The organism is Mycobacterium sp. IDUB_1 (assembly GCF_055419625.1).
This window is the reverse complement of record NZ_JBVAYA010000007.1, coordinates 249,585-261,786: the sequence shown is the minus strand read 5'-3', so window position 1 is coordinate 261,786 and position 12,202 is coordinate 249,585. Positions and strand designations below refer to the sequence as shown.

Here is a 12,202-nt window from a genome sequence, read left to right as displayed (position 1 = left end):
GCCGCTACAGCGTCATCGAAGGAGGACTCAGCATCGACATCGTCGAACTGAGTACTCACCTGAAGCGCTCAGCTTGAGCGCGCGCCGTGACCGAGGGCATGCGCTTCCGGAATCGCCGCTTCAGGCGCTACGTTGTCAAGGCGGATGAGCTGGCTGGGCGGCCGCGGGCCATCACACGCCGAACAGGGGTACGGCTGAGGTGGTTCGAGGAAAGTCCGGACTTCACAGAGCAGGGTGATTGCTAACGGCAATCCGAGGTGACTCGCGGGAAAGTGCCACAGAAAGCAGACCGCCACCACCGGGTCTTCGGGCCAGGGGTGGTAAGGGTGAAACGGTGCGGTAAGAGCGCACCAGCGCTCCGGGTGACCGGAGCGGCTCGGCAAACCCCACCCGAAGCAAGGCCAAGAATGTCGCGTGGAGGGCGCGGCAGCGCAGACGTCCGAGGGCTGCTCGCCCGAGTCTGCGGGTAGGCCGCTCGAGGCACCCGGCGACGGTGTGCCCAGATGGATGGTCGCCGCTTCGCCGTCAGAGATGGCAGCGAAGAACAGAATCCGGCTTACAGGCCGGCTCATCCGCCCTCCGGGTCAGGCCTTCTTGACGGCCTTCGCCAGCTGCGAGAGCGCGTCGGACACCTGCTCCTCGCAGCGCAGCGCCAGGTCGTGCTCCTGCTGATAGAGCAATCCGTAGGTGAACGTGTCCTCGCCCGCGGCGTGCGCCTGCTCGGCCTGCCTGCTCAGGTGAGCCCGGCTCACCACGCTGTCCTGGTGGTCGCCCAGCAGCGACTGGATGGCTTTCGCCCGGTCGGCCACCTTCGACTTCCCGGTCGCCGCAGCGGTGTAGCGGAGCTGCTTGGCGCGCTTGCGGATCTTGTGCAGCGCCTCGTCGGCGTGCTCACCACCCTCCTCGTCGCGCGCCTTCTTCTCGGCCTTGCGCACCCGCTTGTAGGCCGAGGTGATCGTCATCTCGGCGCGCTCCTCGCCCGGAGCGAGCGGCGCCTCGGCCGTCGTCAGCTCTTCCAGAGCGTCCAATAACCGGAAGTACCGGGGAGTGCGCATCGCCGCCAGCGAACGCTTCCACCCGGCCTGGTACCGCTTCTTGGCGCCCTCCACCAGCCGCTCGCGCACCGGCCCCCGCACGAGGTCGCCGGGCAGCCCGTCCAATGCCAGCTCGTACCGCTCGGCCAGCACCTCCGCATCACGCGCCACCCCGAGCACACCGGCCAGTTCGCGCAGCTCCGCGAGCACCCACGAGTCGTCGTCGATGCCGAATGCGCCCTCCGACGACTGCAGCAGGCTGCGGATCTTGCGCGTCGTGACCCGCATCTGGTGCACCGAGTCGTACACGTCGGCCCGCACGGCGCGGTCCCATTCGATGAGCTCGCCCACTTGCTCGGCCACCGCGCGATGCAACGGATCGTCGGGCACCTCCGGAGCCTCTTCGGCAGGAGTCTGCAGAACCCGTGCCAATTTCGAGCCGTGCCCGGCCGGACGGGCCCCCGCGTCGAGGAGGCGGCGAGTCAGCGGCTTGAACAGTCCACGATCGGCGCCCTCCGCGAGTTCGAGTTCCCACTCCCGCCAGTGCTGCTCCTCGCCGCCCACTGCGCCCGCCGTCACATGGTCGTCGCAGAACTCCGCCACCGCCGACCCGTCCGTGCCGTAGAGCATCGTGACGTCACGCACTGTGCTGATCCGAGCGACCGGAGCCAGCCCATGATCCCGGACGATCGCGAGGACGACGTCGCGCAGGCTGTCGGGCACCTGCGGGTGTGCAGGCGTCCCGTCCTCGAGGGGAACCCGAACCTCGGTGCGACTGTCCTGTCCCGCAGGCAGTTTCAGGTGCCATCCGGCATCCGGACCACCCGTACGGCGGCGCAGCGTGATGCGGTGACGGGCCAGGTCATGAGCCGACGTGTCGTAATACACAGCGTCGAGCGACTGTGATGGCGACCGCTCCGCACGAGACACCGCCGCGAGCCCGTCGAATGACGGGCTGACCGTCGCATCGTCGACGTCGAACTTGCGCTCGGTCTCGGTGTACCTGGACATATCGGACGGTCGGGCGGGCATGGACACCTTCGTTTCAGCGGGAGGGGGCCCAAAGATTGCCACACCCAGATGAACCGCAAACCCGGCTGCCGTTATCGAATCGGAATCGACCCGACATCAGACTCGCCGGACTGGTGCGCGCAGAGCGCTCGGCAACTCTTACAATTCTCTTATGAGTCCAGACATGAGGCTCGAGGACTATCTCGATGCCGAAGGCAACATCGAGATTCCTGCCGGAGTCACGCTGACGTCGTTCATGGATCGCCACGCCGAACGGTTCGGCGAGGCGCCTGCATACCGTTACCTCGACTACGAGCGCGACTGCACGGTCGAGCTGAGTTGGTCGCAACTGCGCACCCGACTGCGTGCTGTCGGCGCGCGGCTGCAGCAGATCACCGACTCCGGCGACCGCATCGCCATCCTCGCGCCGCAGGGCGTGGAGTACGTGGTCGGCTTCTTCGCCGCCATCCAGGCCGGCGGCATCGCGGTTCCGCTGTTCGCTCCCGAGCTGCCCGGCCACACCGAACGCCTCGAAGCGGTCCTGGGTGACGCGCAGCCGACCGTCGTGCTGACCACCACCGCGGCTGCTGCGGCGGTACGCGATTTCCTGCGCACCATCCCGCGGGACCGACGGCCGCGAATGATCGCCGTCGACGCCGTTCCCGACGCCGTCGGCGATCACTTCACGCCCGCACGCATCGAGACCGACGACATCGCCTACCTGCAGTACACCTCCGGATCCACCCGCACCCCCGCCGGCGTCGAGATCACCCATCGCGGCGCCGCGACCAACGTGGTGCAGATGATCGAGTCCGTGGGTCTGGACTGGAACACCCGCAGCGTCAGCTGGCTCCCGCTGTTCCACGACATGGGTCTGCTCATGATCATGTTCCCCGCGCTGGTGGGCGCCCACATCACCCTGATGTCGCCCGTCGCATTCGTGCGCCGGCCCTACCGCTGGATTCGCGAGCTCGGCGCGTCGGAGGCGCCCACATTCGCGGCGGCGCCCAACTTCGCGTTCGAGCTCGCTGCGCAGCGCGGCCGCCCGCCCGCCGGCGAGGAGCTCGACCTGAGCAACGTGGCCGGTCTGATCAACGGCTCCGAGCCGGTCAGCATGACATCGGTCGACGCGTTCGTCGCCGCGTTCGCGCCCTACGGACTCGACCCGGCAGCGATCAAACCGTCCTACGGGATGGCCGAAGCGACTCTGTTCGTCTCCACCACCGATTCCGGTACCGCGCCGAAGGCCGTGCACCTCGACCGGGACGCGCTGGGCGGGGGAGAAGCGATCCAGGTCGATGCCGACAATTCCGAGGCCGTGGTCAGTGTCTCGTGCGGGCAGATCGCGCGCAGCCAGTGGGCTGTCATCGTCGACCCGCAGACCGAGGCCGAGTTGCCCGACGGGCGGGTCGGCGAGATCTGGCTGCACGGCGCCAACATCGGCCGTGGCTACTGGAACCGCGCCGACGAGACCGAATTGACCTTCCGCAACAAGCTGCAGTCCCGCCTGACCGAGCGCAGCCACGCCGAAGGTGCAGAGGAAAGCGCGCTGTGGTTGCGCACGGGTGACCTCGGCGTCTACATCGACGGCCAGCTCCACATCACCGGGCGCGTCAAGGATCTCGTCATCGTCGACGGGCGCAACCACTACCCGCAGGACATCGAGGCCACGGTCTCCGAGGCCTCCAAAGCGGTGCGGACCGGCTTTGTCGCCGCCTTCTCCGTGCCGGGTGCCGGTCGGGAAGAAGTGGTGATCGTCGCAGAACGCGCCCCCGGCGCAGGACGTGCCGATGCCGCCCCCATCGTGGAGGCCATCCGCGCCGCCGTCTCGCGGCGCCACGCCATCCCGCTCGCCGACGTCAAACTCGTTGCAGCAGGAGTGATTCCGCGAACCACTAGCGGCAAGTTGGCCCGCCGTGCCTGCCGGGCGCGCTACCTCGAAGGCGCCCTGTAGACGACGCGCGCTAACGTCGCCGGTGTGAGCGACTTCCACACCATCGACGTACAACGCAGTGCCGGGCTAGTACGCCTGACGCTGAACCGGCCCGACGCCGCCAACGGGATCAATGCGGAGCTGGCGCGGGAGCTCGCGGGTGCCGCCGCCGCGTGCGACGACCCGGCCGTGAAGGTCGTCACGATCACCGGTGCCGGACGGTTCTTCAGCGCGGGCGGCGATCTCAAGGACTTCGCGTCCGCGCCTCACCGGGGTCGTCACCTCAAGGGCGTCGCCGACGACCTGCATCGCGCGATCTCGACGTTGGCGCGGTGCGACGCGGTGGTCATCACCGCCGTCAACGGTCCCGCGGCCGGTGCGGGCTTCTCTCTGGCCGTGCTCGGGGACCTGATCTTCGCCGCACAGTCGGCGTCGTTCACGATGGCCTACACCCGCGTCGGACTGACCCCGGACGGCAGCGCCAGCTACATACTGCCGCGCCTGGTGGGGATGGCGCGGGCCAAGGAATTGATGCTGACCAATCGGACGCTCTCGGCCGGGGATGCGCTGCAGTGGGGTCTGGTCACCGAGGTCGTTGCCGATGACGCTCTCGCCGCGCGCGTCGACGAGGTCGCCACCACGATGCTCGGCACCTCCGGAGGCGCCAACGGCGGTGTCAAGGCGCTGCTGCACGAGAGCTTCGGCAACGGCCTCGAAGCCCAGATGGAACTGGAAGGCCGGATGATCGCCCGGCGCGCCGAAACCGCCGACGGCCGTGAGGGCGTCGATGCGTTCCTGGCGAAGCGCAAGCCCGACTTCGCCTGAGGGCTAGAAGGAGTGCTCCTCGGCGGGGAATGCTCCGGTGGCCACCTCGGCTGCGTATTGCGATGCGGCGCGGCGCAATTCATCACCCACGGCGCCGAACCGCTTGACGAACTTCGCGGTGCGCCCGCTGGTCATGCCGGCCATGTCCTGCCAGACCAGCACCTGGCCGTCGCAGTTGGGGCCGGCGCCGATGCCGACGGTCGGGATGGTCAGCTTGCCGGTGATCTGCGTGGCCAGCTCGGCGGGCACCATCTCCATCACCACGGCGAACGCGCCTGCTTCCTGCACGGCGATCGCGTCGTGGATCGTCTGCTCGGCGCCGTCGCCGCGGCCCTGCACCTTGAAGCCGCCCAGGCCGTTGACACTCTGCGGGGTGAAACCGATGTGGGCCATCACCGGGATGCCTGCCGCAGTCAGGGTCGCGATCTGCTCCGCCACCCGCTCGCCGCCCTCCAGCTTCACCGCGTGCGCACCGGTCTCCTTCAGGAACCGGGTGGCGGTGGCCAACGCCTGCGCGGGACCGGCCTCGTAGCTGCCGAACGGCAGGTCGGCCACGACCAAAGCGTGAGGTGCACCGCGGACGACACCGCGCACCAGCGGGATCAGCTCGTCGATCGTCACCGGGACGGTGGTGTCGTACCCGTAGACGACATTCGCCGCCGAGTCACCGACGAGCAGCACCGGGATCTCGGCCTGGTCGAAAACCGCGGCGGTCGAGTAGTCATACGCCGTCAGCATTGCCCACTTGTGGCCTTCGGACTTCCACGTGGCGAGGTGGTGGGTGCGGATCTTCGGCCGCGGAGTGGCGGTTTGCGTGGCAGCGCCGTACACACTCTGTTCAGACATCGATGTCTCCAGATGGGTGGTCGTTTCGGATCCTCGAGGCCGCTTCGGGTCCCCGGGTTCCGCTGACCCGTCAAGTGTGCCATCACGTCACGAGAAGTTGAACAACGCGTTAAGTGGATTTGCTCACATCTCCTGGCGCCGCGCTTACGATCTTCGGATGCAACGGCTCAGCGGGCTCGACGCCAGTTTTCTGTATCTCGAGACCGCGGCGCAGCCGTTGCACGTGTGCTCGATCCTCGAGCTCGACGCCTCCACGATGCCGGGTGGCTACTCGTTCGCCAAGCTGAGAGACCTGCTGGCCGAACGCATCCGTGCGATGCCCGAGTTCCGGGAACGGTTGGCCGACAACCGTTTCAATCTCGACCACCCGGTGTGGGTGGACGATCAGGACTTCGACGTCGACCGGCACCTGCACCGGATGGGCCTGCCGTCGCCGGGTGGGCCGCGCGAATTGGCCGACATCTGTGGACACATCGCCTCCCTGCCGCTGGACCGCACCCGTCCGCTGTGGGAGATGTGGGTGATCGAGAACCTCGGGAGCGACCCCGGAGATGACGGCGCAGGTAACCGCATCGCGGTGATGACCAAGGTGCACCACGCCGCCGTCGACGGCGTCACCGGCGCCAATCTGATGTCAAAACTGTGCACCACCGAACCCGACGCCCCGGCCCCCGAACCCGTCGCCGGGCCTGGCGGCGGAAGCGATCTCGAGATCGCCGTCAGCGGGGCGGTGCGCTTCGTGAGCCGGCCGCTCGGACTGATCAACGCGGTGCCCAACACGCTGACGACCGTGATCGACACGGTGCGGCGGGTCCGCAGCGGGATGACGATGGCACCCCCGTTCATCGCCCCGAAGACGGCGTTCAACGCCAACGTGACCGGGCACCGCAACGTGGCGTTCGCCCACCTGGACCTCGACGACATCAAGACCGTCAAGAACCACTTCGGCGTCAAGGTCAACGACGTCGTGATGGCCCTGGTCTCCGGTGTGCTGCGCACGTTCCTGCTCGACCGTGGCGAGCTGCCCGACAACTCGCTGATCGCGATGGTGCCGGTGTCCGTGCACGAGAAATCCGACCGGCCCGGCCGCAACCAGGTGTCGGGGATGTTCGCGCGGCTGGAGACGAGTATCGCCGACCCGGTCGAGCGACTCAAAGCCATCGCAGAGGCGAACACCGTTGCCAAACAACACAGTTCGGCGATCGCCGCCACCCTGCTGCAGGACTGGACGCAGTTCGCAGCACCCGCGGTGTTCGGTGCGGCGATGAGGGTCTACGCCAGCAGCAGGCTCAGCGGAGCGCGGCCGGTGCACAACCTGGTGGTGTCGAACGTGCCCGGACCTCAGGGCCGGCTCTACATGCTGGGCTGCGGCGTGGAGGCGATGTACCCGCTGGGGCCGATCTTCCATGGCTCCGGGCTGAACATCACCGTGATGTCGCTGTCGGGGAACCTCGACGTCGGCATCGTGTCCTGCCCTGAGCTCCTACCCGACCTGTGGGACCTGGCCGACGACTTCGACGTCGCGCTTGCCGAACTCCTCGACGCGACGAAGTAGGCGCCCCGACCGCGCCTTGCCAGCGCAGATGCCCGTTCATGGCAGCATGTGTTGCCATGAAGCACATGACCGGGATCGCGCGATCCGGCCTCGTCCTCGCGGCGGTCATGCTGCTCGTTGCCGGATGCAGCAAGGTCGTCGACGGCCGCGCCATGCTCGCCGTCCCGCGTCCCGGTTCACCGATCCAGTGGAACGCCTGCCAGCCCGTCGGGCCGTCGGATCGCTCCCGCATTCCCGCCGGCGCCGAGTGCGGCCTGCTGTCGGTACCGGTCAACTGGGACAACCCCGACAGCGCCGACGGTGCGGTCGCCCAGCTCGCCGTAGTGCGGTTCAAAGCCACCGGCCAGAAGATCGGCTCGCTGATCGTCAACCCCGGCGGCCCTGGCGAATCTGGCGTCAACGCTGCCGCCAACATGCTCGCGACTCTGCCCGAGGCACTGCGCGAACGGTTCGACCTGGTGGGCTTCGACCCGCGCGGCGTGGCGAACTCCTCGCCCGCCGTGTGGTGCAACAGCGACGCCGACAATGACCGGCTGCGCGCCGACAACGTGGTCGCCTACACCCCCGAAGGGGTGGCGCACATGGAGAAGCTGACCAAGGAGTTCGTCCAGCGCTGCGTCGACAAGATGGGCAAGGACTTCCTCGCCAACGTCGGCACCGTCAGTGTGGTCAAAGATCTCGACGCGCTGCGCCAGGCCCTCGGCGACGAGAAGCTGACCTACCTCGGGTACTCCTATGGCACCCGCATCGGCGCCGGCTACGCCGAGGCCTACCCGGACAAGGTGCGCGCGATGGTCCTCGACGGCGCCGTCGACCCCAACGCCGACCCGCTCGAGGCAGACGTCCGCCAGGCCGCCGCGTTCCAGAAGGCCTTCGACGACTACGCCGCCGACTGCGCCAAGGACGAGAACTGCCCGCTGGGCACCGACCCGGCCAAGGCAGTCGAGGTCTACCAATCCCTCGTGTGGCCACTGGTGGACAAGCCCGCCGCCACCGCCGACCCCCGCGGCCTGAGCTACTCCGACGCCGTGGTCGGCACCATCCTGCCGCTGTACTCGCCGAACCTGTGGCGCCACCTCACGCAGGCGCTCTCCGAGATCAAGGAAGGCCGAGGCGACACGATGCTCTCGCTGGCCGACCTGTACATGGGCCGCGACGCCCAGGGCCACTACAACAACTCCACCGACGTCCGCGTCGCCGTCAACTGCGTCGACAAGCCCGCCATCACCGACCGGGCCACCCTCGTCGACCAGGACAGGCGGCTGCGCGATGCCGCGCCCTTCATGAGCTACGGCACGTTCACCGGCTACGCGCCCCTGGGCACGTGCGCGATGTGGCCCGTGCCGCCCACCAGCCAGCGCCACGAGATCAAGGTCAACGGACTACCGCCGGTGCTGGTGGTGTCCACGACCAACGATCCCGCGACGCCGTACCAGGCCGGCGTCGACCTGGCCAAACAACTCGGCGGGAGCCTGCTCACCTACGAGGGCACCCAACACACCGTTGCCCTCCAGGGCAACGCCTGCGTCGACGACATCGCCACCCAGTACCTGCTCGACCTGACCGTGCCCCCGCCCGGTGCGCGATGCTGACGATCAGCACCGTCGGCGAATCCGACCTGGCCGACGTGATGCCCCTGATGCGCGGGTACTGCGACTTCTACCGCGTCGACCCCACCGACGCCGACCTCACCGCGATGATGCGCGCGCTGATCGCCGACCCGAGCGAAGGGGTACAACTCATCGCCCGTGACGAGTCCGGTGCTGCAGTGGGTTTCGCGACGCTGTTCTGGACGTGGCAGACGCTCTACGCCGCCCGCGTCGGAGTGCTCAACGACCTCTTCGTCACCGAGCGCACCCGGGGCGCCGGTGCCGGACGGGCGTTGATCGACCGCTGCCTGCAGCTGTGCCGTGAGCGGGGAGCGCAGAAACTGGTGTGGGAGACAGCCCACGACAACGTCACCGCCCAACGCCTCTACGACGGCATCGGCGCTGAGAAGTCCAGCTGGCTGACCTACGAGCTGGACGCCCGATAACAGCCCGGTCACCGTTGCGCCCCGGGGGGAGCCACCCGCGGCATCGCGTGACAGCATGGACTCCCATGTGGCGGGTGGGACGAATGATCGCAGCTGTGTGTGTGCTGACCGCTGCTCTGTGTCCGACCGCCGCCGCGGCGCCGGCGCCGGCATCGGCGGTGTCGTGGGGGACGTGCGCCGACGTCGTCAAGGACCCGTCCCGCATCCCCACCGCACGGTGCACCACCGTCTCCGTTCCCGTCGACTACGCGAAACCTGATGGCGCACAAGCTCAATTGGCCGTCATCAAGGTGCCGGCCAGTGGCCGTCGAATCGGTGCGCTGCTGGTGAACCCGGGCGGACCGGGTGCCTCGGCCGTCGACACCGTCGCCGACATGGGCGCTGCGCTGGCCGGCTCGCCGATCATGGAGCAGTTCGACCTGGTCGGTGTCGACCCGCGCGGGGTCGGGCATTCGACGCCGCAACTGCGCTGCCGCACCGACGCGCAGTTCGACGCCTACCGCACCCAGCCGATGACAGACTACAGCTCCGCCGGTGTCGCCCAGATCGAAAGCGTGCTGCGCGATTTCGCCGGTCAGTGCCTCTCGGCGATGGGTGCCGACTACCTGGCCAACATCGGTACCGCCGCCGCGGTGCGCGATATGGACACGGTCCGCGAGGCTCTCGGCGAGACGCAGATCAACTACCTCGGCTTCTCCTACGGCACCGAACTCGGCGCCCTCTATGCCAGCCGCTATCCCGACCGGGTGCGCGCCATGGTGCTCGACGGCGCGGTGGACCCGAGCCTCGATCCGATCACCGAGAGCGTCAACCAGATGGCCGGCTTCCAACGGGCCTTCGACCGGTACGCCGCCGACTGCATGACCGACGCCGACTGCCCGCTGGGTTCCGACCCGTCCCAGGCCGTCGCCCGCTACCACCAGCTGATCGATCCGCTGGCCGCACGGCCGGCCGCCGCATCGGACCCACGCGGGCTGAGCTACCAGGACGCGTTCACCGGTACCGTCTCCGGGCTGTACTCGCCCCGCTACTGGCCCTACATCACCAGCGGCCTGCTCGGCCTCGAGCGCGGCACCGATCCCGTCGACCTGCTCTTCCTCGCCGACGACTACCAGCAGCGGGACCGCAGCGGTCACTACAGCAACCGGCAGGATGCGTTCACCGCGATCCGCTGCCTGGACTCGGTGTATCCCACCGACCCGGCCGCCTGGGCCGACGCGGACCGGCGCATCCGCGCCGCCGCCCCGTTCTCGTCCTACGGACAGTTCACCGGGTTCGCGCCGCGCAACACCTGTGCGCTGTGGCCGGTGCCACCCACCCCGGTGGCCGGCCCCGCCACCTCGCCCGGGCCGGGCAAGGTCGTCGTCGTCTCGACGACCGGTGACCCCGCCACGCCGTACCAGGCCGGGGTCGACCTGGCCCGGCAGATGGGCGCCTCCCTGGTGACCTTCGAGGGCAGTCAGCACACTGTCGTGTTCAACGGCGACCAGTGCGTCGACACGAGCGTCGTCGACTTCCTGACCGGGCTGAAGGCACCAGCCGCCGGTTTGCGGTGCTAGCAGCGTCGTAACACGGAATTAACAGGCGGAAATTAGGCTTCGGTCATGGATCGGCAGAAGGAATTCGTGCTGCGCACGCTGGAAGAACGCGATATCCGCTTCGTCCGGCTGTGGTTCACCGACGTGCTCGGATACCTGAAGTCGGTCGCGATCGCGCCCGCGGAGCTGGAAGGTGCCTTCGAAGAGGGCATCGGCTTCGACGGTTCGTCGATCGAAGGCTTCGCCCGGGTGTCCGAGGCCGACATGGTCGCGCGGCCCGACCCCTCCACGTTCCAGATCCTGCCGTGGACGTCCAGCGCGGGAGAGCACCACTCGGCGCGCATGTTCTGCGACATCACGATGCCCGACGGATCGCCGTCCTGGGCGGACTCCCGGCACGTCCTGCGCCGCCAGCTGTCCAAGGCCAGCGATCTGGGGTTCTCCTGCTACGTCCACCCCGAGATCGAGTTCTTCCTCCTCAAGCCCGGGCCCGACGACGGCACCCCACCGGTGCCCGCCGACAACGGCGGCTACTTCGACCAGGCCGTACACGATTCGGCGCCGAACTTCCGCCGGCACGCCATCGACGCGCTCGAGCAGATGGGTATCTCTGTCGAATTCAGCCATCACGAGGGCGCGCCCGGTCAGCAGGAGATCGACCTGCGCTACGCCGACGCGCTGTCGATGGCCGACAACGTCATGACATTCCGCTACGTGGTCAAAGAGGTCGCCCTCGGTGACGGCGTGCGGGCCTCGTTCATGCCCAAACCGTTCGCCGAACACCCCGGCTCGGCCATGCACACGCACATGAGCCTCTTCGAGGGCGAGACCAACGCCTTCCACAGCGCCGACGATCCGCAGCAGCTCTCCGACATCGGAAAGTCGTTCATCGCAGGCATTCTCGAGCACGCGCAGGAGATCAGCGCGGTCACCAACCAGTGGGTGAACTCCTACAAGCGGCTGGTGCACGGCGGGGAGGCGCCGACGGCGGCGTCCTGGGGTGCGGCCAACCGCTCGGCGCTGGTGCGGGTGCCGATGTACACGCCGCACAAGGCGTCGTCGCGGCGCGTCGAGGTGCGCAGCCCCGATTCGGCCTGCAACCCGTACCTGACTTTCGCGGTGCTGCTGGCGGCCGGTCTGCGCGGTATCGAGAAGAACTACGTCCTGGGTCCGCAGGCCGAGGACAACGTGTGGAGCCTGACCCCCGAGGAACGCCGGGCGATGGGCTACAAGGAGCTGCCGGGCAGTCTGGGCGTCGCGCTGACCGAGATGGAGAACTCCGAACTGGTCGCCGAGGCGCTGGGGGAGCACGTGTTCGACTTCTTCCTGCGCAACAAGCGCGCGGAGTGGGAGAACTACCGCAGCCACGTCACGCCGTTCGAGCTGAAGAACTACCTGTCGCTCTAACTGCGGACGGCCCCGGCT

General features: G+C 68.2%; 9 protein-coding genes and 1 other RNA gene. 8 read left to right on the top strand and 2 right to left on the bottom strand.

The window, feature by feature from the left end; genetic code table 11:
* Window positions 1-145 precede the first annotated feature (145 nt).
* Window positions 146-575, top strand: an RNA gene (gene rnpB / locus ACZYYX_RS29015) — RNase P RNA component class A.
* Between the two features lie 9 nt (window positions 576-584).
* Here the strand turns inward: rnpB and ACZYYX_RS29010 are convergent.
* Window positions 585-2,066: a CYTH and CHAD domain-containing protein gene (locus ACZYYX_RS29010; RefSeq protein ID WP_463818272.1), complete on the bottom strand. Its 1,482-nt coding sequence runs from the start codon at window positions 2,064-2,066 to the stop codon at window positions 585-587.
* A 151-nt stretch (window positions 2,067-2,217) separates the two neighbouring features.
* Here ACZYYX_RS29010 and ACZYYX_RS29005 point away from each other — a divergent pair, with 151 nt between their 5' ends.
* Complete coding sequence (locus tag ACZYYX_RS29005) at window positions 2,218-3,999, top strand: fatty acyl-AMP ligase (RefSeq protein WP_463818271.1); 1,782 nt, start codon at window positions 2,218-2,220, stop codon at window positions 3,997-3,999.
* Between the two features lie 24 nt (window positions 4,000-4,023).
* Window positions 4,024-4,803 carry an enoyl-CoA hydratase/isomerase family protein gene (locus ACZYYX_RS29000; protein WP_463818270.1) on the top strand — a complete coding sequence of 260 codons (780 nt, stop codon included), beginning with the start codon at window positions 4,024-4,026 and terminating at the stop codon, window positions 4,801-4,803.
* Between the two features lie 3 nt (window positions 4,804-4,806).
* Here ACZYYX_RS29000 and panB read toward each other — a convergent pair whose 3' ends face one another.
* Complete coding sequence (gene panB / locus ACZYYX_RS28995) at window positions 4,807-5,649, bottom strand: 3-methyl-2-oxobutanoate hydroxymethyltransferase (protein ID WP_463818269.1); 843 nt, start codon at window positions 5,647-5,649, stop codon at window positions 4,807-4,809.
* A gap of 157 nt (window positions 5,650-5,806) precedes the next feature.
* Here panB and ACZYYX_RS28990 point away from each other — a divergent pair, with 157 nt between their 5' ends.
* The 5 genes from ACZYYX_RS28990 (at window position 5,807) to ACZYYX_RS28970 (ending at window position 12,184) form a co-directional block, all read left to right on the top strand.
* On the top strand, window positions 5,807-7,204 hold the full coding sequence (locus ACZYYX_RS28990) for a WS/DGAT/MGAT family O-acyltransferase (RefSeq protein WP_463818268.1): 1,398 nt from the start codon (window positions 5,807-5,809) through the stop codon (window positions 7,202-7,204).
* A gap of 56 nt (window positions 7,205-7,260) precedes the next feature.
* Window positions 7,261-8,796 carry an alpha/beta hydrolase gene (locus tag ACZYYX_RS28985; protein ID WP_463818267.1) on the top strand — a complete coding sequence of 512 codons (1,536 nt, stop codon included), beginning with the start codon at window positions 7,261-7,263 and terminating at the stop codon, window positions 8,794-8,796.
* The gene (locus ACZYYX_RS28980) at window positions 8,790-9,239 is read left to right on the top strand and encodes an N-acetyltransferase family protein (protein ID WP_463818266.1); all 450 of its coding nucleotides are present in this window, start codon (window positions 8,790-8,792) and stop codon (window positions 9,237-9,239) included. The genes ACZYYX_RS28985 and ACZYYX_RS28980 overlap by 7 nt, the downstream gene beginning before the upstream one ends.
* A 65-nt stretch (window positions 9,240-9,304) precedes the next feature.
* Window positions 9,305-10,798, top strand: coding sequence for an alpha/beta hydrolase (locus ACZYYX_RS28975; protein WP_463818265.1), 1,494 nt, complete (start codon window positions 9,305-9,307; stop codon window positions 10,796-10,798).
* Window positions 10,799-10,843: 45 nt separating this feature from the next.
* Window positions 10,844-12,184, top strand: coding sequence for a glutamine synthetase family protein (locus tag ACZYYX_RS28970; protein WP_463818264.1), 1,341 nt, complete (start codon window positions 10,844-10,846; stop codon window positions 12,182-12,184).
* Window positions 12,185-12,202: the final 18 nt, after the last annotated feature.